Annotated in this window: 19 protein-coding genes; 16 read left to right on the plus strand and 3 right to left on the minus strand. The window is 48.6% G+C overall.

Annotated elements, in window-relative coordinates; all coding sequences use genetic code 11:
* Positions 1-285 precede the first annotated feature (285 nt).
* The 3 genes from ompR to K0H61_RS16835 all read left to right on the plus strand — a co-directional run bounded on the left by ompR (position 286) and on the right by K0H61_RS16835 (position 4,457).
* Positions 286-1,011 (plus strand): osmolarity response regulator transcription factor OmpR, encoded by a 726-nt coding sequence (gene ompR / locus K0H61_RS16825; RefSeq protein WP_220050604.1) that lies wholly within the window; start codon positions 286-288, stop codon positions 1,009-1,011.
* A 41-nt stretch (positions 1,012-1,052) separates the two neighbouring features.
* A complete protein-coding gene (envZ, locus tag K0H61_RS16830; protein WP_220050605.1) occupies positions 1,053-2,369 on the plus strand; it encodes a two-component system sensor histidine kinase EnvZ in 1,317 nt (438 codons plus the stop codon).
* A gap of 114 nt (positions 2,370-2,483) precedes the next feature.
* On the plus strand, positions 2,484-4,457 hold the full coding sequence (locus tag K0H61_RS16835) for a methyl-accepting chemotaxis protein (protein WP_220050606.1): 1,974 nt from the start codon (positions 2,484-2,486) through the stop codon (positions 4,455-4,457).
* A gap of 61 nt (positions 4,458-4,518) precedes the next feature.
* On the opposite strand, the gene K0H61_RS16840 is transcribed toward K0H61_RS16835, so the two are convergent.
* Together K0H61_RS16840 and K0H61_RS16845 are read right to left on the minus strand one after the other, a co-directional pair.
* Positions 4,519-4,992: a peroxiredoxin gene (locus K0H61_RS16840; protein WP_220050607.1), complete on the minus strand. Its 474-nt coding sequence runs from the start codon at positions 4,990-4,992 to the stop codon at positions 4,519-4,521.
* A 71-nt stretch (positions 4,993-5,063) separates the two neighbouring features.
* The gene (locus K0H61_RS16845) at positions 5,064-6,008 is read right to left on the minus strand and encodes a choice-of-anchor H family protein (RefSeq protein WP_220050608.1); all 945 of its coding nucleotides are present in this window, start codon (positions 6,006-6,008) and stop codon (positions 5,064-5,066) included.
* 385 nt (positions 6,009-6,393) lie between these two features.
* On the opposite strand from K0H61_RS16845, the gene K0H61_RS16850 reads away from it, so the two are divergent.
* From K0H61_RS16850 to K0H61_RS16865, 4 genes are all read left to right on the plus strand, one after another.
* Positions 6,394-6,696, plus strand: a complete 303-nt coding sequence (locus K0H61_RS16850) for a PepSY domain-containing protein (protein ID WP_220050609.1) — start codon at positions 6,394-6,396, stop codon at positions 6,694-6,696.
* A 2-nt stretch (positions 6,697-6,698) separates the two neighbouring features.
* The gene (locus tag K0H61_RS16855; protein ID WP_220050610.1) at positions 6,699-7,394 is read left to right on the plus strand and encodes a response regulator transcription factor; all 696 of its coding nucleotides are present in this window, start codon (positions 6,699-6,701) and stop codon (positions 7,392-7,394) included.
* Complete coding sequence (locus K0H61_RS16860) at positions 7,387-8,751, plus strand: ATP-binding protein (protein WP_220050611.1); 1,365 nt, start codon at positions 7,387-7,389, stop codon at positions 8,749-8,751. Before K0H61_RS16855 ends, K0H61_RS16860 begins: the two co-directional genes overlap by 8 nt.
* Before the next feature lie 149 nt (positions 8,752-8,900).
* A complete protein-coding gene (locus K0H61_RS16865; RefSeq protein ID WP_220050612.1) occupies positions 8,901-10,409 on the plus strand; it encodes a DUF3300 domain-containing protein in 1,509 nt (502 codons plus the stop codon).
* Between the two features lie 32 nt (positions 10,410-10,441).
* Here K0H61_RS16865 and K0H61_RS16870 read toward each other — a convergent pair whose 3' ends face one another.
* Positions 10,442-14,104 carry an EAL domain-containing protein gene (locus tag K0H61_RS16870; RefSeq protein ID WP_220052790.1) on the minus strand — a complete coding sequence of 1,221 codons (3,663 nt, stop codon included), beginning with the start codon at positions 14,102-14,104 and terminating at the stop codon, positions 10,442-10,444.
* Between the two features lie 500 nt (positions 14,105-14,604).
* Between K0H61_RS16870 and K0H61_RS16875 the strand changes: the two genes are divergently transcribed.
* From K0H61_RS16875 to K0H61_RS16915, 9 genes are all read left to right on the plus strand, one after another.
* Entirely contained in the window at positions 14,605-14,997 is a 393-nt protein-coding gene (locus K0H61_RS16875) for a hypothetical protein (RefSeq protein ID WP_258405975.1), read from the plus strand.
* 193 nt (positions 14,998-15,190) lie between these two features.
* A complete protein-coding gene (gene cyoA / locus K0H61_RS16880) occupies positions 15,191-16,210 on the plus strand; it encodes a ubiquinol oxidase subunit II (RefSeq protein WP_220050613.1) in 1,020 nt (339 codons plus the stop codon).
* A 2-nt stretch (positions 16,211-16,212) separates the two neighbouring features.
* Positions 16,213-18,192 carry a cytochrome o ubiquinol oxidase subunit I gene (cyoB, locus tag K0H61_RS16885; protein ID WP_220050614.1) on the plus strand — a complete coding sequence of 660 codons (1,980 nt, stop codon included), beginning with the start codon at positions 16,213-16,215 and terminating at the stop codon, positions 18,190-18,192.
* Between the two features lies 1 nt (position 18,193).
* Entirely contained in the window at positions 18,194-18,814 is a 621-nt protein-coding gene (gene cyoC, locus K0H61_RS16890; RefSeq protein ID WP_220050615.1) for a cytochrome o ubiquinol oxidase subunit III, read from the plus strand.
* A complete protein-coding gene (gene cyoD, locus K0H61_RS16895; RefSeq protein WP_220050616.1) occupies positions 18,814-19,155 on the plus strand; it encodes a cytochrome o ubiquinol oxidase subunit IV in 342 nt (113 codons plus the stop codon). The genes cyoC and cyoD overlap by 1 nt, the downstream gene beginning before the upstream one ends.
* A gap of 13 nt (positions 19,156-19,168) precedes the next feature.
* Positions 19,169-20,098: a heme o synthase gene (cyoE, locus tag K0H61_RS16900; protein ID WP_220050617.1), complete on the plus strand. Its 930-nt coding sequence runs from the start codon at positions 19,169-19,171 to the stop codon at positions 20,096-20,098.
* A gap of 347 nt (positions 20,099-20,445) precedes the next feature.
* Complete coding sequence (locus K0H61_RS16905; protein ID WP_220050618.1) at positions 20,446-23,097, plus strand: nitrate reductase; 2,652 nt, start codon at positions 20,446-20,448, stop codon at positions 23,095-23,097.
* On the plus strand, positions 23,087-23,929 hold the full coding sequence (gene cobA, locus K0H61_RS16910) for a uroporphyrinogen-III C-methyltransferase (RefSeq protein ID WP_220050619.1): 843 nt from the start codon (positions 23,087-23,089) through the stop codon (positions 23,927-23,929). The genes K0H61_RS16905 and cobA overlap by 11 nt, the downstream gene beginning before the upstream one ends.
* Entirely contained in the window at positions 23,913-25,088 is a 1,176-nt protein-coding gene (locus tag K0H61_RS16915) for an ANTAR domain-containing protein (protein ID WP_220050620.1), read from the plus strand. Before cobA ends, K0H61_RS16915 begins: the two co-directional genes overlap by 17 nt.
* Positions 25,089-25,092: the final 4 nt, after the last annotated feature.

The raw sequence follows: 25,092 nt of genomic DNA on the forward strand, positions 1-25,092 counted from the left end.
GAAATAATTTTCCCGTATCAGTCACTCAATACAATTTAGTTACAATTTCAATTAGATACCAGCAAATAACAACGATTCCCATGCAATTTCATCTGCTTAGTATTAACATTGGTCAGAAATTAGCTGCAATAATCAACTATAGGCTTAGATGAACGGCTAGTCGCTTAGGTCGAATCGGGCTATATTAAGCGCACTTTAGCAGATTCATATTCAATTTCAGCCAGTTAATCTCTGTTGTATAACAGCTTTAAAAAAGCAGCAATCCGAGCAATTTAAGGACATCCCATGGGACAAGAAACCTCGAAAATCCTCGTTGTCGATGACGATATGCGCCTACGGGCTCTGCTCGAGCGCTATCTGATGGAACAAGGCTACCAGGTTCGCAGTGCGGCGAATGCTGAGCAGATGGACCGCTTACTCGAACGTGAAAATTTTCACTTAATTGTGCTCGACCTGATGCTGCCAGGTGAAGATGGCCTGTCGATTTGTCGCCGTTTGCGCCAGCAAGGCAACTCAATTCCCATTGTAATGCTCACCGCCAAAGGCGATGAGGTCGACCGAATCATTGGCCTAGAATTAGGCGCTGATGATTACTTGCCTAAACCATTTAATCCACGCGAATTACTGGCGCGTATCAAGGCCGTAATGCGTCGCCAAACCCAAGATGTGCCCGGCGCACCAGCGCAGCAAGAGGCCGAGATCCGCTTCGGCGAATTTTCCCTCGATTTAGCCACCCGCGAGATGTACCACGGCGATGAAGCTATCGCCCTCACCAGCGGAGAATTTGCGGTATTAAAAGTGTTAGTTACCCACCCACGTGAGCCTTTATCAAGGGATAAATTGATGAACCTCGCCCGTGGCCGTGATTATTCAGCGCTTGAGCGTTCAATCGACGTGCAGGTATCGCGTCTGCGCCGCCTGATCGAAAAAGATCCCGCCAACCCAAGGTATATTCAAACCGTCTGGGGCCTTGGTTATGTCTTCGTGCCCGACGGTGCAGCCCGTCGATGATATTGATTCGGCATACCCTTGGTTGCGGTTAATAGGTTCCTATGAAACTGAAGTTTTGGCAGCGATTTATCCCCCGCAGCGCCTTTAGTCAAACCGTGATGCTGATTGGTTGTTTACTTCTCATCAATCAGCTGGTGTCCTACCTCACGGTGGCAGTGTATGTCCTCAAACCAAGCTACCAGCAAATCAACCAACTCATCGCTCGCCAGGTCAAACTGCTGTTTGTCGATGGCGTCGACATTGGTCGCGAGCACTTAACCATAGTCGATGCCCTCAACGCCAAAGTGCACGATGATGGTATGCAAATCTACAATTTGCAGCAGGCACGTGAAGCAGGCATAGAACAGGCCACCTACTACGGTTTCTGGTCTTCGCAAATGTCGGAATATTTAGGTGGCGAGGCTGAAGTTCGCGTCACCCACGGCGCCGTTTTACAAATTTGGATCCGCCCACCCCAAGCGCCCTCGGTCTGGATTCGGGTGCCACTCATAGGTCAAAACGTCTCAGATCTCTCCCCACTCACCTTGTACTTAATGGTCATCGGTGCGCTTAGTGTCGCCGGCGGTTGGTGGTTTGCTCGGCAACAAAATAGGCCATTGAGGCGTTTACAGAAGGCAGCAATCTCAGTTTCTCGCGGTGAATTCCCAGATCCTCTTCCTCTAAAGGGCTCCTCAGAACTGGTTGAGGTAACCAATGCCTTTAACCAAATGTCCCATAGTATGAAGCAGTTAGAGCAAGACAGAGCCCTGCTGATGGCGGGGATTTCCCATGATCTGCGCACCCCATTAACCCGCATTCGCCTCGCGTCCGAAATGATGGTGGAGGAAGATGAATATCTCAGGGACGGCATAGTCAACGATATCGAAGATATGGACGCCATTATCAGCCAATTTATTGCCTATATCCGTCAGGATCAGGAGGCCAGCCGTGAATTGGGGCAAATCAATAAACTTATCCAAGACCTAGCACAGGCCGAGACGAACAGAGATGGCGAAATCGAGCTGGCGCTCGCCGATTGCCCTGAGACAATGTTCCAAGCACTGGCTATTAAGCGAGTACTCACTAACTTAGTTGAGAACGCCTTCCGCTATGGTTCAGGTTGGGTGCGAATTAGCTCGCAATTCGACGGCAAGCGTATCGGTTTTAGTGTCGAAGATAATGGACCTGGCATAAACGAATCACAAATTCCAAAACTGTTTCAACCCTTTACCCAAGGCGATACCGCAAGGGGAAGTGTCGGTTCAGGTTTAGGACTTGCGATTATCAAACGGATTGTCGACCGCCATCAAGGCAAAGTCACTCTCTCAAATCGCCCCGAAGGCGGCCTGAAAGCACAGGTTTGGCTACCGCTCGAGTAACACCCACCAAGATTCAATCCCCTTTACCGCATGGGACGTCACTATGTCATATTAGTGTCACAGCAGCTTCATAAACTCTCAGCCGTTCACTCACGAGTCTAATGAAGTACACAGATGAAAATATCAACCCTATCACTTTCCGCTTCGGCGCTGTTGTTGTTGCTCGCAGGAGCACTCGCCGCAGTCGTACTTTGGAGTAGCGAACAAAGGCAAGAGATTGAGCAGCAAACCCATGAATTGCAGAGTATTCAACAACATTTCCTCTTGGACGTGCGCCAAGCATTAAATGACTACCTTGCCAGTGGTAACGCCAGCCAACTCGAACAGGCTAAGGCCAAGCTGAGCAAAATCAATGCCCAATTAGGTGAACTCGAGTTAACTGTAAACGCCGAAAAAGATGCTGAACTCAAGAACGCCCTTACGCAGTTTATCAATGAGTTAGACACTAAATATCGCGCAGCTGGCAAACTGGCTGGCAATCCAAGGCAGTTATTAGCCCACGCGGAATCGGAAATGCTCGACTTTAACCGTCGCCTCAGTATTTACGCCGACAAAGGACTTACCACCAATCCCAGCGTGGCCGAGCAGTATTTACAATTGAGCCGCGAGTTACCCGCTATTGTCTATCAGTTATCCCAACTCACCGACGGCTACCTCATCGATAGAAATCAGCAGCTTAAAAATATACTTACCAGTATGAGCGGCGAGTTAGATCGTTGGCGCGAAAAGCTTGATGCCCTGCCCTTGATTGGCATTTATGAGCAACAATCGGTGGACGAGTTTGCCCTCGGCAAAAGTGAACCAGAACAGATAGAAGTGGGCGAAAATGACCGCAGCGAATTGCTCAGTCTTGCCAGTCGCTATAACAAAGAAGTTGCTAACACCCATCAACTGCTGGAAGCCAACCAACAGATGCAAGCAGCACTACTACAAGCCATGTCCCAAGTAGAACAGCAACTGTTCGAGTTAGGTCAAGCACAGGCAGATAAAAACCAAGCGCTAAAACAGGAGTTGCAAGTCATTCTTTATACTATGGTTTCAATTATGGCGACATTTGCAATCGGCTATTTGATTCTGCAGCAGCGCCGAGTGGTCAAACCGCTTAAACGCCTGAATCAAGCCTTTATGAATTTGAGTGAATCTGATCGCCGTGAACGACTAGACATCAACCGTCGCTGCGAGACAGGACAAATTGCCGGCCATTTTAATCAACTGCTACACAGATTCGAGCAGGAAGATGAAACGCAGCGCCAACAGATGACTAAGGTTTCCCAATCCTTAAGCCAATTGGTATCGAGAATTTCGCAGCTCTCCCAATACACTGAGCACACCCAAGCCATTGTGACCGATACACAAACTCAGACGGAATATATTCGCCATCTTGCCCATGAGGTCAGTCATTCCTCTGGGTTAGTCGAGCAAAGCGCCGCAGAAACCATGCGCCAAATGCAGTCTAGCCAAACCGAAGCGGAGGCAGTTCTTTCGGCAACAGAGCAAACCCAGAGCGCCGTGGGCCTGTGCCATAGCTCTCTCGAATGCCTGAATAGCTCAGTTACCGATGTGGAAAAAATCATTGATGTGATTAGTAATATTGCCGAGCAGACTAATTTACTGGCACTCAATGCCGCCATAGAAGCCGCCAGAGCTGGCGAACAAGGGCGCGGCTTTGCTGTAGTGGCCGATGAGGTGCGTAACTTAAGCCAGCGCACACAGGTATCCTTAAACGAGATAGTAAACATCCTGCAGCAATTAACCCATTCTAACTTCGCTTTGGGTGAGAGTGTCAACGGTATCGCCAAGGCAACCGAGAGCCAAAAACGACGAGCTCAGAGCCTATGGCAAGTCGCACAAAACGTGCGGCAACAGGCGAGCGAGATGGCCGCGACGGCCAAACAGGGGACGATGAATGCTAAGAAACAGGTTGATCACCTCAACGAGTTTGTTCGTAGTATGAATAATCTTAAAAGCCAAGCTCATAGCAACTCGCAGCAAAGCGAATTGATTGCCCAAGAAGTTCAGCAAAGTGTTGAAGATATTGAGTTAAGCTTAGGGATTCGCGATAAGTCACAGGCTTTAAAAGCCGCTTAAGAAAACCATAATAAAAATGGGAGCTTATGCTCCCATTTAATTCTATCGCTTGAAGTGCTTATTACAGCGCAGCGAGAATCGCTTCAGCTTTGCTCACTTCGAATGACTTTGGCGCTTCAACATTTAGCGTAGTGACGACGCCATTGTCGATGATCATGGCATAACGCTGTGAGCGAACACCACCAAAACCTGCGGTGTCCATTTCCAGACCTAACGCCTTAGTAAAACTCGCATCGCCATCGGCTAACATCATCAGTTCAGAGGCATTTTGCGCTTCGCCCCAGGCTTTCATTACGAAGGCATCGTTGACTGATACGCAGGCAATTAAATCAACACCTTTAGACTTCAGTTGGTCGGCCAATACCACATAACCTGGTAAATGGGCTTCTGAACAGGTTGGGGTAAACGCGCCAGGAACAGCGAACAACACCACTTTTTTACCCGCAAATAGCTCGGTAACTTGATGATTCACCATGCCATCTTTAGTCAGTTGGCTTAACGTTGCAGCGGGTAATGTTTGACCTTGAGCAATCATGTCTCTCTTCCTTTAGTTAAATTAACCTATCCATACTAGCTCGAAACTCCTCCCAGAAACACGGAGAGAAATTATGCCTTTGCCCGTTTCAGACGAGTTGCTCCGAATAAGCCAAGGAATAACAAGCCGATAGATGACAAGGCACCGCCGCTTTCTTCAACGATAATGACTTCACTGCCCTGGTCGCGATCGCTGCTCTCTAGCGGCAAGGCATAGAGACCATCGGTTTCATCCGCGCTGATGGTTGCGACTATATCGCTATAACCAACCTCGTAAACATCAATCAACACATCGTAATAGTCAGTGCTATAACCCGAATAAAGGGTCGTCAGTACTTCGTAATCATCCGTTGTCGAATCACCATAAATAGTGAACACATCTGTGGTGTAATAGTGTACCCAAGGGCCGCCATTACGGCTCAAATAGAGTTCGGCATAAAGGTCGGCACGCTCGTTGAGGTAAGCACCGAATACGTCTACATCGAAGGTGACACTAAAAGTTTGATAAAAACCATCGTAATCAAAGTCTTCAAATAAGCGGCTATAGGCTTCATAGATAGCAAAATCGTGATAAACCGGCGAACGATAGGGATCGGCAGTGCTGGCGCTAGACGTTGGAATTGGCTGACTCAGATGCTCGGCAATCACTTGGTCTCGGGTCTTAGGTGTGGCACCCACTAGCTGTACTTTGGTACCGGAAGTTCGTGGTGATAATGAAGGTGCAAAGGATTTTACCGCTGCGACGGCTGCATCCCCCACACTTTGAGCAGGCGCAGATTGCTTAAGTAACTCCATCGCTTGCTGCTGTTGTAGTGCATTTTCGCCTTCATCGGCCTTTTTTACTATACCCACGCTACCGACACTAAAGGGATCAATAGATGTTGGTGCTTGGCTTGAAGCTTCAAGAGGTTCAGCACTGACCGAAAAGGCACCGACCAACAATGCTGCGATGGCTGTAGAGGTCACCAATAGCGAATTGGTTTTGTCTTTTACGGTTAATTTTTTAAATGTGTTCATTTGTAAAACCCCACGAAAATCCTTTCTAAATTGGCCACATTAAAGAGCAAGTAAAGTGAACGCACGCTGAACATCAAAACACCAAGTAAATTTGGTTTAAAAATGCGTTCAGCGACAATTCATCTAGGGTGATTAATACTCGAACCACTTTGTAGAAAATGCCACTCTCGTCTCAGATAAAAAGAGTGTGGAGGTTAAGATGAGTCACCGAATTTGACGTAGTCACGGTGCTGATCACATCAATTTACAATGATATTTAACTGAATTGTGTTTACCAATTGGCTGATCTCTTTATGTTTGTTAAGGTGATAGGAAAATTATCATCTCGATAAGTATCCCTCAGACTACTCATTCAGGATCGCCGATACATTCGCGGGTAACAGATATGAAACTTGGTTTGACACTGACCCTAGTCGCTTGCCTATGCCTCTCCTTTGGCGCCAAGGCGGGCAATGATAAACATCAGGATCGTCATCAATCCCGTGAGCAGGGGGCGAAGACTGAACAGCGTCGTCTTGCTGTGAACGGTCCAGATCAAGCTGTTGCTATTGCTCAGCGGCAATACCGCGGTAAAGTATTAAGCGTCCAATCGAGCGGCGCAGGTTATAGGGTCAAAATCCTCAATAATGATGGCCAAGTGTTTTCAGTATCGGTTGACGCTGCTTCTGGGCGCGTGTCGAGGAAATAATTATGCGACTGCTGTTGGTTGAAGACGATTTAGAACTGCAAAGCAATTTAAAACAGCATTTACTCGATGCCCATTACAGCGTAGATGCTTCCAGCGATGGCGAAGAAGGCCTTTTTCAAGCCCTTGAATACAATTACGATGCTGCCATTATCGATGTTGGTCTGCCAAAGCTTGATGGAATTAGCTTGATTCAACAGGTGCGCCAAAAGGAACGTGACTTTCCAATTTTAATCTTAACGGCTCGAGATAGCTGGCAAGATAAAGTTGAAGGCTTAGACGCTGGCGCCGATGACTACCTCACCAAACCCTTCCATCCCCAAGAACTGATCGCCCGTTTAAAGGCGCTCATTCGCCGCTCTGCGGGAAAAGCTAGCCCAGTTATCACTAATGGCCCCTTTAGCCTCAATACCAGTAGCCTAGAGGTCCGTAAGGGGGAGGAGTTGATAACCTTAAGTGGCTCAGAATACAAATTGTTTGAAATTTTTATGCTCCACCCAGGTGAAGTAAAATCGAAAACAGTATTAACCGAACATATTTACGATCAGGATTTTGACCTCGATTCCAATGTCATCGAAGTCTTTATTCGCCGTTTGCGCAAAAAGCTCGACCCAGACAATCAATACAATCTGATTGAAACCCTGCGTGGACAAGGCTATCGCTTGAGAGTGATTTCTTCTGAGCAAGGCGCCAATGACTAAGCGAGTGTTTCGTTGGCAACTGCTCAATTCGCTTAAAACTCGGCTCGTCCTCAGCGTGCTGTTGTTCATTTTGGTGCTTTTACCGCTGATTGGCGTCGCCCTCAATGATGCCTTTACCGAACAAGTACGTAGCTCAGCTAAAAATGAGCTAAGTGCCTATGTCTATTCAGTTTTGGCTGTTACCGAGGTCGAAAATCAGCAGATATTCATTCCCGAACTAGTGCTTGAAAATCGTTTTAACCTTATTCAATCAGGACTTTATGCTATCGCCACGACCGAAGACGCTGAGCACAATCAGAGTATCGTCTGGCATTCACAATCCTTTATGGGGATTACCCCCTTAAGCAAATTTAACGCCCCCCCCACAGGCCAAAGTGCGTTTTCGCAAATAAAGCTCGAAGGGGAATCCCATTTGATTTACAGCTTTAGCGTGAGTTTTGCGACACAAAACGACAACGTGCCCGTCACTATTCACATCATTAAGGATGAGCAGGAATTTAAGGAGCAGATCCACGAATTCAACCAACTCTTGTGGACTTGGTTACTGATCTTGATTGCGGTGATGTTAGTGTTCCAATTAAGCTGGCTGGCGTGGACCATTAGACCTTTAGCGCGTTTTACCCAGGAGCTACGCGATGTCGAGCAGGGTAAATCGACCCAGTTAAGCAGCCAATATCCTAGCGAATTACAGGCGGTCGCTCGCCAGCTCAATATCTTACTGAATACCGAGCAGGCGCAGCGAAAACGCTATCGCAATGCCTTATCAGATCTCGCCCACAGCCTAAAAACCCCTCTGGCTGTGATCAAAAGCCAAGCCGATTTGAGCGAGGCCTCAAGCGAGCAAGTCTCTGCCATCAACCGTATTATCAGTCATCAGCTCAAACGCGCCCAAACCGCTGCCGCCGCTTCTTGGCATTTGGGTATCAGGGTCGATAATGTCGCAGCCAAATTGCTAAGAACCTTAGCGAAAATATATCGAGACCCTCAATTAGACCTGCAGGGCGAGCTGTCACCTAAGGCCGTATTTAAGGGTGATGAAGCCGACCTCACTGAAATCATGGGCAATTTACTCGACAACGCCTGCAAGGCTGCGAAGTCTAAGGTCAAACTCACTGTCACCGGGGATGCCTACAAATTACAACTCAGCATCGAAGATGATGGCCCAGGCATTAGTGAAGCAATGCAAAATCAGATATTTGAACGGGGTATTCGCGCCGATTCCTATCGCCAAGGCAATGGTATTGGTTTAGCAATCGTGAGCGATCTGGTGGATAGTTATAATGGCCGAATTTCAGTATCACGTTCAGAAACCTTAGGCGGAGCAAAGTTTTCGGTTAACTTTACCCATTCGGCTTAACCAATTGTAATTTAATGATTTAAGTTCAATTGCCTCCGTTTATTTCTACATCATTTACCTGATTAGCCCTGATTAACTTTCAGCTTATGTTCATGTTCACCCCCCTATTATGCCCCTAACATCCTTAAATAGGATTATTGGAGCGAACCATGAACAAATTACTTCGTTGGAAATGGCTAGTGTTAACGGTGGCATTAATTGCTTTACCTTTCACTGCACCAACCCAAGCAGCTGGCGTATCCACTAGCCAAGGCTCGAGTGCATCGATGAGCCAAGCCGAGCTTGAGCAAATGCTCGCGCCTATCGCACTCTATCCAGATACTCTCCTGACCCATATTCTAATTGCCTCGACCTACCCGCTTGAGGTGGTTCAGGCGCAGCGCTACTTAGAGGACAATCCTAATTTATCGGTCGACCAAGTGATGTCTCGTACCGAAGACAAGGACTGGGACCCTAGTGTTAAAGCACTCATGGGTTTCCCAACTGTGCTGGAGAAAATGGGGGATAACTTAGACTGGACTCAGAATCTGGGAGAAGCCTTTTTGGCCGATGAGGGCCAAGTCATGGATGCTATCCAGTCATTAAGACAGCAAGCAGATAAAGCGGACAACTTGTCGGATATGGACAACGTGGCCGTTACTCGTGCCAATAACCAAATCATTATTGAACCCGCAAGACCCGAAGTGATCTACGTGCCTTACTATGACCCACGTGTGGTTTATGGGCCTTGGCGTTGGGGTGTGGCTTATCCGCCAGTTTATTGGGACTTTGGCCACTATTACTCACATCGTCCAGGCGTGAGCATTTACTGGTCACCTGGTATCAATATTTCCTTTAACTTCTTCTTTAGCTCATTCCGTTGGCATGACCACAGAGTTGTTGTGATAGACCACCATCATTCACATCGCTACCGTCCACTGAATCGATATTCAGCGAGCTATGGAGCCCAACCTTGGAAACATAAACCTGAGCATAGACGAGGCGTTGTCTACCATAATCCGGTTGTGAAACAACGCTATCCAAGTCATGGCAAATTTTCGCCACGTGATGCGCATTCCAATGGTGGCCCACGCCATAATAGCCAATATGCAAAGCCCAAGGATCAGCATGATCCACGTCATAATTTGGGTAATAAAGGGATTGGCAACGACAAAGGTAGTCATAGCTACAGCCGTGATCGCGACCATGCACCTAACTTTAAAAACACTCAGGCGGCATTAAAAGAACGTCGCGATGCGCAGACTAATCATGCTCTACCAAACCGAGATAATAAAGCGCAGCTAACCAGAGATAACAAAGACCAAGGCCGCGTGGATAACGCTCGACCCGACAATAAAGCATCTCAGCCGCAGCTGAAAAATTCGAGGGAGCAACCTAGGGATAATGCTCAGCGTCATGTCCAACCTCGTACACAGGAGATCCGTGCTCAGCAACCTCCAAAACAGGTTAGCCCTCGCCCAGAGGTTAAGCGTGCAGAACCACAACGCATGGAACACCGTCAAATCGCTCCAAGACAACAGGAGCAACGTCAGCCGGTTCAAAAACATCAGGAAACTCGTGTAAGACAAGAGCCTCGCCAACAGATACAGGCAGCGCGTGGTGGGGAGCACCGTTCTAGCCGCCCTGCTCAAGGTCAAGTGCGCCACCATAGGGAATAAGTCGCAAAAGAGCGCGATTATCGCGCTCTTTTTTAGGTTAATTGCGCTCTATGCTGCTGAATAAACGCAAAACATTCTTCGGCAATTAACGGTTTGCTATAGTAATACCCCTGCACAAGGTCGCAACCCATCGCCGTTAACAGTTTCAACTGTTCCTCGTTTTCGACCCCTTCTGCCACCACAGTCAATCCTAGTTCGTGGGACATCAAAATAGTTGCAGCGCTAATGGCGGCATCGTTGGGATCGCTGTCGATTTCTTTGACGAAGGAACGATCGAGCTTAAGCCTGTCCAGAGGTAATAACTTTAAATAGGACAGCGAAGAGTAACCCGTACCAAAGTCATCGATTGCCAATTCAATTCCATGACTGCGCAGTTCGGCTAACAGTTTGGCATTTTGCTCTGGGTATAACATGGCAACACTTTCAGTCACTTCCAATTCGAGCGCCCCCTTGCCGAGCTGATGCTTCGCAAGCACATCGATAATATCAGCCACTATGCTCTCTTTCCTCAGCTGATGAGCCGACAAATTCACCGCCATCCGAAGAGTATGAGCACCCGATTGGCGCCACTGCGCCAACTGTGCCAAGGCATGTTCGAGCACCCATTGTCCGATAGGAATAATCATGTCGATTTCTTCCGCAATAGGAATAAATCTATCCGGTGACACTAACCCTAATTCAGAGTGATGCCAACGCACCAAGGCCTCAACACACACTACCTGCCCAGTGTAAATATCTATCTGCGGTTGATAATGTAACCTCAGCTCGTTGCGTGAGATTGCCTGCCTTAGCCCCATCTCTATTTTTTGACGCTCGGTGACAAAGGTGTTCATCGCCGAGGTAAAAAATTGATAGTTGTTTCTTCCTGCGGCTTTGGCGCGGTACATTGCCATGTCAGCATTTTTCATTAATGCTTCAACACTATCACCATCAATGGGGAACAAGCTAATGCCAATACTTGGCGATGAATGTAGCGGCTTATTATCAATCAAATAGACTTGGTTCAAACCACTACAAAGTGCCTCTGCTACCGCAGTCACCTTGTCGTGTTCGGTATCAGAGAGTACGACCACAAACTCATCCCCCCCAAGGCGCGCAACTATTTCATCATCTCCCACAATTGTTTTTAGACGATTAGCAACCTCAAGTAACAACATATCCCCCACATGGTGCCCAAGGGTATCGTTGATGTTTTTAAAATGGTCCATGTCAATAAACATCACCGCTATTTGCTTATGCGAGATAGAGGCTTCCTCAAACACGTCTTCTAAGCGCGATTGCAAACTATGGCGATTAGGCAGCAATGTCAGCGAATCATGGTGGGCGAGAAAATGGATCCGCTCCTCGTTTATCTTGCGCTCACTGATATCGGTAAAACTGGCAATATAATGGCTCACCGTCCCCGTATCATCCTTCACCGCGGACATCATTAGCCATTTTGGAAATTCGTATCCCTCTTTGTGCCGATCCCAAACTTCACCTTGCCAGAAACCTGTTTGTTCAAGTGCTAAGCGTATTTCGGCATCGATACTGTCATCAGTGCGATCGCCTTCGAGGAATCGGCAATCCTGACCAATTGCTTCCTCTCGGGAATAACCAGTAATTTTGGTGAAGGCATTATTCACATCGACTATCTTATCTTTAGCGTCGATGATAGTAATGCCTTCACCACTTTGCTGAAACACTTGTGCTAGCAGATTGGCTCTGGCAATGGTGCGCTCCTGTTCGGTGATATCTTCAACGATAAGCAACATTAAGCGCTCACCTGTAGCACTGGTAAATAGGCTGCCATTGAGCCTCACCGCAACCAGTTGACCTTGCTTATGCCGATAGTGTTTTTGATAAGGACCATATTTTTGGGTGCGCTTGAAACACTCCAACTGCTCGGCCTCAATCCGCTGATAACGCAGCGGAGTTAAATCCCAAGGGTCGAGTGCCTGTAGTTCTTCGAGCGTATAACCTGTGATATCGCTAAAAGCTTGGTTAATGGCGACATAGCTACCATCGTCTAAACGTTTCAACACATGTCCCACAGGGGCTTTATCGAATAGATCTCGGTATTTTTGCTCACTCTCAACCAAGGTTGCTTGGAAAGCTTGATTACGGGCAATCTCCTTCGACAGCGCCATGGTTTTCTCACTAACCTTTTCAGCAATTCGATGACGTTCACCAGTGGAAATCAGCGTCATGCCGCCAATCACTGCGCAGGTAATAAAGGCGAGTAATAACATGAACAGCGGAAGGCTTAAGGTATCCCCCATCAGGTCTCGATAGGACTGGAAAATCACAATCTGCCAATGGCGATCAGCAAGTAGCAGATTCGTCTTAAAAAAGAGTCCACTATCATCGTTGAGGATTTTTTCTGAGAATGTCGGAAATTGCTTATTACTGTTGGTATAGATGAGAGAACCATTGTCACTCAAATCCACAAGTTGCCAATGTAGCCCCGGTATCCGATTCACAGTGCTAATGATCTCTTGTAAATCAATCACTGCAGTACAAAAACCGGAAATCATTCCTTGGGGGTCAAAGACTGGCGCAATAATTAGTGTGCCGCCCGGGCCTTGGGGATCCTGAGCTAAGGTAATTTTGGCCGTCATGACTGGAGCCAAGGTGGTTCTAGCCTTAGCAATGGCTGCAGCGCGGATAGCCTCACTATTGAGATCCAATCCTAACGCAGCTTCGTTACCCGCAAGGGGTTGAATGTAAGTCACTGGCACCAGCCAACCGTCGTCATTAGGTTTGCCATTGCCAATAAATTTCAGCTTAAAGGGCTCACTAATTTCAGCCTGAGTCGCTGCTTCAAATCGAGCCATATCGGCAACGGAAACTAAGGGGGCCCACGACCACGCTCTAAATCCATCGGTTCGCAATTTATTCCGCTGACCAAACTGAATAAACTCCTGCTCGGTCACTTTCTCACTGCTATCGAAAAAACTCGCCAACGAGATAATTTGCCTTAAATTTGCCTCTTGAAACCCTTCAATATTGCTAATAATGGCATTCGCTTGCACCTCAAATTTATCACGCAATTGCTGGCGTTGATTCAAATCGGAATAGTAATAAATACCCACACAGAATAGAAAACCAACGATCAAGGGCAATCCAGTATGCAAACGTCTACTGTGCCAAATAGGTCGTGGATCGATCACGAGCAATGTTAAAGGAATGAAGATCATGGCGCCTAACCAATCACCTATCCACCAATGTACTAAGCTACCGAGCAGCTCGTTTGAGGTTATCGTGCCCGACATAAAGAGTGCAGTATTGCCGACCATCCCTGCAATAAAACAGGTACCACCGAGCAGAAAACTGGATTTCACCACGCTGCGTGGATTATCGAAGGTGACCAAATGATCCCTACGTTGAATAACCTGAGCTGAAATCTTCGCCTGTAGGCTACTCCCTAGGGCAATCGCAAAAGGTAACCAACCCCAATGAATGTATCCACCGACATTTAGGTTGATCAACGCAGCGCCTACAAAAACCCCAATCCAAGGTGCTGAATCTCGCCACAATAAACAAGCCGCAATAGCAATGCCCGCTGGCGGCCATATCGCTGCGGAGTAACCGGGAGATAAAGCCAGCATTAGCGCCAGTTTGCCAATAACAAAATAAGTTATCGCAACGAGCAGATTGACCTTAAGGTAATCGGTGAGTGATTTAATTTTGAATCCTTTCACACGGTTATGTATCACAGGTTAGCGAACATCATGCCCTATTGATGGAATTACACTCAAGTCTAGTACTTGTGATCCAAGATCTAAAATAGACAAAAGTTTGCTTATTTTATTGCCACCTAAGTTTAGGTGTTGTCGTTAAAGCTCTCCAGCGTTAACATCCACGCGCTTTTTCCCAGTCCCCTTCTCGTACCTAATTGACGCTGTTAAATCGGCTGAAATCTCAAGCAACAGTCAAGGTAATTCCGCTCACTTTTACAGCATAGCGGTTAAGGCACAGCTCACATTTTCAGCTAATATTGCGAACGCAGTCGGTTGTAATAATGTTAAATTTGTTAATTTAGAGCATTTATTCAGTTATTTTTCAGATTTTTTTGAAGATATTGCCCTTTTGGGCTGGGTATCCGCTTTCATCAAAATCCCCTTCTTGATATCCTCCGCCCGCGTAAAAAGTTGTCGCTGTGCAAATAATAATCAGCCTGCTTTTCCTCTCTCGTTCAAGTCGGATCAGTTAATTGAAAATAGCGCTAAGCCAAATCATTGCTGACAGTATTGACCAACTGGTTCGATTCTGTGATTTCAGCAAGACCAACTTAACCCTGTTTTGCGGGTTGCTGTTTGTGCTGCCTTTCGCCGACCTCTTAGTGTTGGTGTTTTTGGGCGGCGGGTTCAACATAGGCGAAATTCTGACTCTGAGTAATGGTTTCTTCTTTGAGTTTGTGTGCGCCAGCCTACTCAGTTTACTGCTGATCGATTCCCAAATTATCAAGCAATTGTGGAGTTTTCTCGACAGTGGCTTCAAGTTTTCCAACAGCTTAGATAAGTCTAACGCTGCCCAGTTTTTAGTACCTCCAAGGCTAAAATCCCTCGAGCACCTTGCGCACGGTTGTCGCGCCCCACCAATTTAACTCTTTGATTTAAAATTCACATTTAGCATTTCGCGCTGAAAGTAGATCCTCAATACCCGTATTGGGGGTGGCTGGTACTCATGTGCCTTGCTCGAGCCAACCCTTTGGTCTTCTTTCGGATAACGCCGCTTAGTGTTACTGCCAATCTCTGCTTGGCAGGAGTTGTAAAGATTAGGGTTAGAGGAATCGTCCTTTGTTAATTAAAAAAATAAGTAAGGCGGCATTTGCGGCGATAGCCCTGATGCTCGCAGGCTGTGAGGGTGGCGTTTTAGACCCGAAGGGCCAAATCGGTGTTGATGAGAAGAACCTGATCATCATATCAACCCTACTAATGTTGATCGTAGTAATTCCTGTGATCTTCATGACCTTGTACTTCGCTTGGAAATTCCGCGAAGGACGTGAAAATGAAGTGTTCGCACCTAAATGGGCTCACTCGACTGCAATCGAAGCTGTAGTTTGGATTGTACCGCTTGTGATCGTCGCCATTTTGGGCGTTATTACTTGGGAATCGACACAAAGATTAGACCCTTACAAACCACTAGAGCACGAAGCAACCCCAATCACGGTTGAAGTAGTTTCTATGGATTGGAAATGGTTATTTATCTATCCAGAGCAAGGTGTGGCTTCGGTAAACGAATTAGCCTTCCCAGTTGACGTGCCAGTGAACTTTAAGATCACATCTGATACGGCAATGAACTCATTCTTCATCCCTCAATTAGGTAGCCAAATCTACTCAATGGCGGGTATGACGACTAAGTTGCATTTGATCGCTAACGAGCCAGGCACCTTCAGAGGTATTTCGGCTAACTACAGTGGCGCGGGCTTCGCAGGTATGAAGTTCAATGCAATCGCAACTGCAACTCATGAAGAGTTTGACGCATGGATTGCCAAAGCCAAACAACAGGGTAATACCTTAGATTCTGCTGCTTACGCAGCTCTAGCTGAAAAGAGCAAAAACAACCCTGTTGAGTACTTCAGCACAGTCAGTGATGGCATGTTCAACCAAATCGTTATGCAATACATGCATATGGATGCAAAGGGCGAAATGGCTGGTCACGAAGGTATGGATCACCACGCTGCTGAACAAGCTATGACGGAAATGCACCATGAAGCGGGCGAACAGGCTCACAACATGGCCGACATGGAAAGCTCAACCCATTCTGACCATTCATCAACAGAACACTCATCCACTCTCAAAGTGGAAGCGGAGTAATCATGTCTTTTCTTGGTAAATTAAGCATAGATGCGGTGCCGTATCACGACCCTATCATCATGGTGACCCTCACGGCCGTCGCCTTGATAGGCTTGTGTATCGCAGCCTTGATCACTAAACACAAAAAATGGGGCGTATTATGGCGCGACTGGATCACTTCAGTTGACCACAAACGTCTCGGTATCATGTACATCATCCTCGCATTCGTGATGCTTATCCGTGGTTTCGCGGATGCCATTATGATGCGTACCCAGCAGGCGCTAGCCACCAATGGTGGTGCTGGTTACCTGCCTCCTGATCATTATGACCAAATCTTCACCGCCCATGGCGTGATCATGATTATCTTTATGGCAATGCCATTTATGATCGGTCTGATGAACTTAGTGTTGCCACTGCAAATCGGTGCTCGCGACGTTGCCTTCCCATTCCTAAACAACCTCAGCTTCTGGTTAACCGCTTCTGGTGCCGTGCTGATCAACATTTCTTTAGGTTTAGGTGAGTTTGCGCGTACTGGTTGGGTAGCATACCCGCCATTATCTGAACTGGCGTACAGTCCGGGGGTCGGCGTTGACTACTACATCTGGGCACTGCAGATATCCGGTATCGGGACGACCCTAACCGGTGTGAACTTTATCGCCACCGTAATTAAGATGCGTGCTCCAGGCATGAAGCTGATGCAAATGCCAATCTTCACTTGGACCTGTACTTGGGCCAACATCCTGATTGTTGCTTCGTTCCCAATCCTGACCGCTGTTTTAGGTATGCTGACGCTTGATCGTTACATGGACTTCCACTTCTTCACCAATGATGGTGGTGGTAATGCCATGATGTACATCAACCTGTTCTGGGCATGGGGTCACCCTGAAGTTTACATTCTGATTTTACCTGCGTTTGGTATCTTCTCAGAAGTTATCTCTACCTTTACCTCTAAGCGTCTGTTCGGCTACAACTCAATGGTTTATGCGAGTGGCGCTATCTCTATCCTTGGTTTTATCGTGTGGTTACACCACTTCTTTACCATGGGTTCAAGCGCTAACGTTAACGCCTTCTTTGGTGTGATGACGATGATCATCGCTGTACCAACGGGTGTTAAGCTGTTCAACTGGTTATTTACCATTTACCGCGGTCGTCTGCGCTTAACTGTGCCTGTACTGTGGACTCTTGGTTTCATGGTGACTTTCACCATCGGCGGTATGACGGGTGTTCTACTGGCCGTTCCAGGTGCTGACTACGTTCTGCACAACAGCTTGTTCCTGATTGCTCACTTCCATAACACTATTATTGGTGGTGCGGTATTCGGTTACTTAGCGGGCTTCGCGTTCTGGTTCCCTAAAGCAACTGGCTTCCACTTAAATGAGCGTTTAGGTAAAGCCTCTTTCTGGTGCTGGCAAATTGGTTTCTACATCGCCTTTATGCCACTGTACGTACTGGGCTTCCTCGGTATGACCCGTCGTCTGAACCAAGTTGATAACCCAGATTGGAACATTTGGATCTACATCGCTGCGGTTGGTGCTTGTATCATCCTAGTGGGTATCGTGTTGCAATTCGTTCAGCTATACGTGAGTATCCGTGACCGTGACCAAAACCGTGACACCACTGGTGACCCATGGAACGGCCACACGCTGGAATGGGCAACCGCCTCTCCACCACAGTACTACAACTTCGCTAAGCTGCCTCAAGTGTCTGACATCGATGCCTTCACCGATGCCAAAGAAAAAGGCACTGCTTACCAACGTCCTGTGCACTATCAACCAATCCACATGCCGAAAAACACTGGTACAGGTGTCATGATGGCACTGTGTATCACTCTGTTTGGTTTTGCAGCAATTTGGCACATCTGGTGGCTTGCGATTGCTGGTCTTGTAGGTACGATCGCCATTTTCATTTACCGTGCGTACGACAATGACGTCGACTATTACGTTCAACCCGAAGAAGTGGCTCGCATTGAGAATGCCCACTTAAGTCAAGTAGCAAGGGGCTGATATGAGTGTAGCAATTCCAGCTGATTTAGAAGTCGCGCATAGCGAAATGCACCACGAACACCACGACACGGGTGAAAACACCCTGTTTGGTTTCTGGTTATACCTGATGACCGACTGTATTTTGTTCGCGTCGGTATTCGCAACCTACGCGGTGCTCTATATGAACACCGACGGTGGCGTATCTGGTAAAGACATTTTCGAACTGAACTTCGTACTGGTCGAAACCGCAGCCCTGCTGCTGAGTAGTATCACTTTCGGCTTCGCGTTTATTTACGCTAAGCGCCATAACAAAGCTGCGACTCTGTCGTGGTTGGCGGTGACCTTCGTACTGGGTGCTGTATTTATCGGTATGGAAGTCTATGAATTCCATCACCTGATTGAGCAAGGTAACGGCCCACAACGTAGTGCCTTCCTGTCATCTTTCTTTGCCCTTGTCGGTATGCACGGCTTGCACGTGACCGCGGGTCTGATTTGGATGGCGATCTTGATGATTGAAGTGGCTAAGACTGGACTGGGTAATCGCAGCATCACCCGTCTGGGCTGCTTAAGCTTATTCTGGCACTTCCTGGACATCGTGTGGATCTGCGTATTCACCGTAGTGTACTTATTAGGAGCAATGTAATGGGCGCACAAACTCATTCTCACGATCATGGCCACGGCACAGAAGATCTGGCCTCTAGCATCAAATCCTACTTAGTTGGTTTCGTGCTGTCTGTCGTGTTAACTGCCATCCCATTCTGGGCGGTAATGACCCACAGCTTCGAAAAATCAACCACGTTAGCGATTGTGATTGCGACTGCGCTGGTGCAGATCATCGTACACCTTAAGTACTTCCTGCACTTAGACTTCTCTAAAGAAGGCAAGATCAACACATTCTCATTCCTGTTCACCGCGCTCATCATCGTCATGGTCGTAGGTCTGTCGGTATGGATCATTCTCGAAGCTAACGCTTTGATGATGTAACGAGACACAGTAAATGAATACACAAGCTAGATTTACATCACCGCAATGGAAAGCACGATTCAAAGGGTATGTGCAGGTTACTAAGCCTGGCATCATTTTCGGGAATCTGATTTCCGTTGCCGGCGGCTTCTTATTAGCGGCCAAGGGCGATGTAGATCTGGTCTTGATGCTGGCAAGTTTAGTGGGATTATCGTTAGTCGTGGCCTCTGGCTGCGCTATCAATAACTGTATCGACCGTGACATCGACGCCAAAATGCAGCGCACCTGCAAACGCGTCACCGTCACGGGCGAAATCCCATTAGGCCGAGTGTTAGCGTTTGGTATTACCTTAGGCGTGCTTGGCTTTGGCATCTTAGCCTTGTTTACCAATGCATTAGCCGTGCTGTTCGCCGCGATTGGTTACATCGTTTATGTTGGGGTATATAGCCTCTATATGAAACGTAACTCAGTCTACGGCACTTTAGTGGGCAGCTTTTCGGGCGCAGTACCGCCCGTGGTTGGCTACTGCAGCGTAACGGGTCAAATGGATGTGGGCGCAGCAATTTTATTGTTGATGTTCAGCCTTTGGCAGATGCCGCATTCCTACGCCATCGCGATTTTCCGCTTTAATGACTATGCCGCAGCGAAGATTCCTGTACTTCCTGTAGCAGAGGGTATGGCGAAGGCGAAACTGCATATAGTGCTCTATATCGCCGTATTCGCCCTCGTCAGCACTTTGCTGCCGCTGGCAGGTTACACTGGCATCGCCTTTATGGGCGTCACCTGTGCGACTAGCCTCTGGTGGTTAGCAATGGCATTAAAGGGGTATCGTCAAGACGTGGATTTAACCCGTTGGGCGCGTCAGGTATTTGGATTTTCGATTATCACTATCACAGCCCTAAGCATCGCGATGGCGCTGGATTTTCAGGTCGTCGCAGAGCCTTTGCTGACATTTAGCAAATAAACCCGCAAGGTATTCATTCACGAAAAGCGCTAACTTGTTAGCGCTTTTTTATTTCCCGCAATCTAAATATTACTCCTCTTTTAAGACGCAAAAGCATTCCTAGTCGTAGCGGTAAACACCACTCCTTTATAGGTATTCAATAACTCGTCTACCTCTTTTTAGGTATATGATTTTAAAGGGATTTTTGCACCAAACTTGTTCATGAATTGTTAAAATTGCCCCGTAGTTGCGCAAAAATCACTCCGCAAAATCGGCACTATTTTTGAAAAGTGCTTATAAATCATCACTGTTTTATATTTGGCCTGGCTGTTGCTTATACAGTTTCACTCAATAGAGGGGGACTGCCAGTGAAGTTAACTCAAACAAACTGTGCCTACTGCGGTGTAGGGTGTGGGATCGAGGTGATGCAAAGTGACCAGCAATTCGCATTAAAGGGCGATGCTGAGCACCCAGCTAACCATGGTCGTCTATGCCAAAAGGGTGAGCGTTTATTAGATACCCTGCCCTTACCCCAAGCGCTGCGTTATCCCCGCTTAGGTGCTAACGGCAAACAACTCACTTGGGATCAAGCCACATCCCTTGTTGCCAGTAAATTCAGTGAGGCGATTGCAGAACATGGTAGTGACTCAGTTGCCTTCTATCTTTCGGGTCAACTGCTGACCGAAGACTATTACGTTGCCAATAAGCTCGCCAAGGGCTTTTGGGGCACGGCGAATGTGGATACCAACTCACGCCTTTGTATGTCGTCTGCGGTAAGCGCGCATTTGCGCGCCTTTGGTGAAGATGTCGTCCCCGGCTGCTATCAAGATTTCGATCTTGCCGATGTGATTGTGTTAGTCGGCGCGAATACCGCTTGGACCCATCCAGTGTTGTTTCAGCGCATTCTGCGTGCCCGCGAAAGTCGCGGCACTAAATTAGTGGTTATCGATCCGCGCCGCACCGCGACTGCCCGTCAGGCCGATCTGCATATTGCCATTAAGCCAGGTCAGGATCTCTGGCTGTTTTCCTTGCTGTTTAAACATCTTTCGCAAACTAATGCTGTTGATCATGGCTATATCGCCAATCACACCAGCGGCAGTGAAGATGCGCTAACCCAGTTAGCAAACTGGCTGGGCACGGATGAAAATGCTTTGCAGCAAAGCGGCGTTTCAGCCACACAATTCCAGCAATTACTCGCGCTATACTGCGACAATGAAGCGGTAGTGACCGCAAGCTGCATGGGCGTAAATCAGTCAGTGACGGGCACAGATACCACTAACGCTATCATCAACTGCCACCTGCTCAAGGGGCATATTGGTCAGCCCGGTTGTGGCTTCTTTTCGCTGACGGGCCAGCCCAATGCCATGGGTGGCAGAGAAGTCGGCGGCCTTGCAACTCAGCTCGCCAATCACATGGGGTTTAGTTGTGAAGAACGTCAGTTACTCGCCGATTTTTGGCCCCGCAGCAATATCGCCCCCCATGCAGGTTTAACTGCAACTGAGCTGTTCCAAGCCATGGCGGATGGAAAAATCAATGCGGTGTGGATTATGGCAACCAATCCATTGGCATCCTTACCCGACTCAGCCTTAGTGCGCCGCGCGCTGCAAACCTGCCCCTTCGTTGTGGTATCCGACATCACTAGCGACACAGATACCGCCCAATTTGCCGATGTGTTGCTGCCCGCCCAAGGTTGGTCGGAAAAGTCCGGCACCACCACCAACAGCGAGCGCCGCATTAGCCGTCAACGCGCCTTCAAACCTGCACTTGGAGAGGCGCGCGCCGATTGGCAAATGGTGTGTGATGTTGCCAAAGCTATTGGCTATCAAGGATTCGATTATGCCAGTGCCGCGGATATCTTTCGTGAGTACGCAGCGCTCTCTGCAAAGGTGAAACAGGCATTCCCCCATAAACTATTCGATTTATCAGCCCTGCAGCACATTACCGATGACGCTTATGAGGCGCTCAGTCCCATACAATGGCCAGTGACATCAAGCCATGCCCATAACCGCCTGTATAGCGATGGGGTGTTTTCCTTCGCCGATGGTCGCGCCCGTTTTGTAGTGCCATCGGCTGCGCCAATGCAGCCTGAGGCGACTCACACTGATACGTTAATCCTGTTATCGGGTCGTAGCCGCGATCAATGGCATACCCGCAGCCGCACTGGCCATGTAGCGCAGTTAGTTGCCCACGAGCAACAACCCTGCGTCTACGCCCACCCTGACACCTTAGTAGTGAGGGAACTTGTCTCAGGGCAGTTAGTGACGCTTCAAGGCCAACAGACTGCTGAGGCTAACAACGAGCTACTAGTACAAGTGATTGCCGACGATACTGTGCCCGTTGACCAGCTGTTTATGTCAATGCACTGGACGGGCCGCGAGACAGCTGTCGCCAGCGTGAATCTCCTGCTCGATAGCCGCATCGATACCATATCTAAACAGCCCGCCTTCAAGGGGCAAAGGGTTGCGATTTCAAGCCGTAAAGATTTGCTACAGGGCATTGAGTGGGGAAATCCAACCGCGATTGAAAACACCCTATATCGATTCGAGCAGGTGCTCGCAAAAGGCGCGTGCCATCATTTCGCCCTGCCAGCCTGTGACTCACCCGAAGCCCGAAACGGACTTAAATGGACGGTAGAAAACGTGGAAATTCACTGCGAGCTCAAAGCGGGTCGCATCCATGCTATTCGCCTGTTATCCCCCCTTCGCATCGCCATTGATAAAACCGCGGTTTTTGCCCTTATCGACGACATTGCAAGCGCCCAATCCATTGGCAAGCTTGAGCAATTAGTGCGCGCGGGTGATAGCCCCTTGGTCTGCGTCTGCAAGGGTGTGAGCCGCGATCAAATCATTACCGTGGCGCAAAGTTTTGCCCCAGCCAAACGCTTTGAGGCCGTTCAGCAACTTACAGGCTGCGGTACAGGTTGTGGTAGTTGCCGCGGTGAGTTGCTGTCGATTCTGGAACAGGGCCTAACGCCTTCACATTCAGCCGTCACCATGGGAGGCGTTCAAGATGCCGACTAATATGCACACCTCACTGCAAGCATTCTTACAAAACAGTGCCTTACCTACTCTCGATGCGGGCAGCGTAGCCCTCGTTGGCGCAGGCTGTGGCAGTTTGGGCAATCTGACTCTCGCGGCATTAACCCTTATCGCCAACTGCGATGCCGTGGTGTTTGATGCTCTAGTCGATAACGAGATTTTGGCCCTACTGCCAGAAACCTGCGAACGCTACGACATGGGCAAACGTGGCGGTAATCCCTCGGCCAGCCAAGATGCTATCAATCATAAATTACTTGAACTGGCGCAGTGTGGATTAAAAGTACTGCGATTAAAGGGCGGCGATCCCAGCGTATTTGGTCGCGGTGGCGAAGAGGCGTTATTTTTAGCCCGTCACGGGGTGAAAAGTCAGTTTGTGGCGGGCGTAACTGCGGCGCTTGGCTGCGCAGCCTCGGCGGCAATCCCCTTAACCCATCGCGGCGTTTCCCGTTCCGTCACCTTAGTCACTGGCCACCAGCAGGACGGCGATACGACCCACCACTGGCGCACCTTGCTGTCTCTCGGTAGCACCTTAGTGTTCTACATGGGTAAGGATCAGGCGCCAAAAATCGCCGCATCGTTACTGCTGTCGGGTGCAAATCCAGATCTGCCGATGGTGTTTATCAGCGCAGGTTGCCGTGAAGCGCAGCAGCTGCACCCTGCCACTATCGCGACCATGGCATTGACCGCGAAACTTATCCAAACCCAAGGCCCAACGCTGATGATCCTCGGTGAAGTCGTGGCCGTTGGCAGCGAGTTACAACAATTACTCGCAGAGATTGACAACGGAGGGCTGCGCCATGCTGTCGCAGGTTAACATCAATATCAGCCCCCGCGAGCTGCTGCATGCGCTGGCCGCAGGCCCCAGAAAAGCCCGCAGCTTGAGCGTGAATGAAGCCCGCGCCATGGTACACCTGTGGGCCAAGGGTGAAATGGATGATGTGCAATTTGGTTCACTATTACTCATCATGCGCCATCGCGGCGAAACCGCCGAAGAGGTCGCTGGTGTGGCATTAGCGCTCCGGGATTTCAGCGTCTTTGCCACAGTACCCGAACTCAATGCCACACTCGACTGGCCCTGTTATGCGGGTAAGCGCGAGCAGTTCCCTTGGTTACTCTTCGCTGCGCTGCGCCTCGGCAAAAAAGGCCAACGCATTGTGCTCCATGGGGATGAACTGGCTTCACCTAAGCGTAACCATGTCGGTGCCTTTGTGAAGCAGGTCGGCATTCCTGTCGCTATCGATGCCATGGGTGCCGCCAAAGCACTAGACGCTAAGGGCGTGGTCTATATGAGCCTCGATAGCATGTTACCGCTATGGCCACGTATTCGCGCCCTGCACCGCACATTATCGCTTCGCACTTTGCTCACCCAAGCAGTACGTTTCTTTAATCCCGCTAACTGCCACTACGGGGTGCGCACTTACTTCCACCACGGTTTAGATGTGCATTACCAAGCGGTATTAGCGGCGATGGCGCCACACTGTCCGGAGCAGGAATTAGTGATATTTCGCGGCCATCAGGGTGAAGCCGAAATCAATCCACGGGTTGAAAACGAGCTGCTATTTTGGCGTTGCGGTGCAGTCAACACTATGGTGCTACCCATCTGCGCGCCTGAGGGCACTCAGGCCCAGTTACAGCAATTTGGCGGTGATGATGAAGTGCTCACACGCTTCGCCCATTGCGCCCGCCCAGGCGCCGAAGATATGAGCCTACAGGCGGCCACAGTGAACTCAACTTTAGCTGTGATGCTGTTGTTACTTAAGCAGGAAGAGGACGTTAGCAGAGCACTTAATCGCTGTCGCAGCGGTAAAGCACTCGCCAATCCTGCCATCGACACCCTGTGCCAACTGCTGGTTAAACAGGGCTGTCGCAACGAATCCGAAGCCTTCCAATTACTGCGCGCCCAATCGATGCGAACAGGAATGGGGATGGAGCAATTAGCAAGACAACTGCTGGCGCAAGTCGCGGCGGCTTAATGCT

Source organism: Shewanella acanthi (assembly GCF_019457475.1).
Lineage (GTDB): Bacteria > Pseudomonadota > Gammaproteobacteria > Enterobacterales > Shewanellaceae > Shewanella > Shewanella acanthi.

Excerpts from the sequence above, each read along its gene's own strand:
- ompR (WP_220050604.1), top strand. The coding sequence starts at position 286 with ATGGGACAAGAAACCTCGAAAATCCTCGTTGTCGATGACGATATGCGC.
- cobA (WP_220050619.1), top strand. The coding sequence starts at position 23,087 with ATGCCGACTAATATGCACACCTCACTGCAAGCATTCTTACAAAACAGT.
- K0H61_RS16865 (WP_220050612.1), top strand. The coding sequence starts at position 8,901 with ATGAACAAATTACTTCGTTGGAAATGGCTAGTGTTAACGGTGGCATTA.
- cyoB (WP_220050614.1), top strand. The coding sequence starts at position 16,213 with ATGTCTTTTCTTGGTAAATTAAGCATAGATGCGGTGCCGTATCACGAC.
- K0H61_RS16860 (WP_220050611.1), top strand. The coding sequence starts at position 7,387 with ATGACTAAGCGAGTGTTTCGTTGGCAACTGCTCAATTCGCTTAAAACT.
- cyoC (WP_220050615.1), top strand. The coding sequence starts at position 18,194 with ATGAGTGTAGCAATTCCAGCTGATTTAGAAGTCGCGCATAGCGAAATG.
- K0H61_RS16835 (WP_220050606.1), top strand. The coding sequence starts at position 2,484 with ATGAAAATATCAACCCTATCACTTTCCGCTTCGGCGCTGTTGTTGTTG.
- K0H61_RS16845 (WP_220050608.1), bottom strand. The coding sequence starts at position 6,008 with ATGAACACATTTAAAAAATTAACCGTAAAAGACAAAACCAATTCGCTA.
- cyoD (WP_220050616.1), top strand. The coding sequence starts at position 18,814 with ATGGGCGCACAAACTCATTCTCACGATCATGGCCACGGCACAGAAGAT.
- K0H61_RS16850 (WP_220050609.1), top strand. The coding sequence starts at position 6,394 with ATGAAACTTGGTTTGACACTGACCCTAGTCGCTTGCCTATGCCTCTCC.
- K0H61_RS16855 (WP_220050610.1), top strand. The coding sequence starts at position 6,699 with ATGCGACTGCTGTTGGTTGAAGACGATTTAGAACTGCAAAGCAATTTA.
- cyoE (WP_220050617.1), top strand. The coding sequence starts at position 19,169 with ATGAATACACAAGCTAGATTTACATCACCGCAATGGAAAGCACGATTC.
- K0H61_RS16915 (WP_220050620.1), top strand. The coding sequence starts at position 23,913 with ATGCTGTCGCAGGTTAACATCAATATCAGCCCCCGCGAGCTGCTGCAT.
- K0H61_RS16840 (WP_220050607.1), bottom strand. The coding sequence starts at position 4,992 with ATGATTGCTCAAGGTCAAACATTACCCGCTGCAACGTTAAGCCAACTG.
- envZ (WP_220050605.1), top strand. The coding sequence starts at position 1,053 with ATGAAACTGAAGTTTTGGCAGCGATTTATCCCCCGCAGCGCCTTTAGT.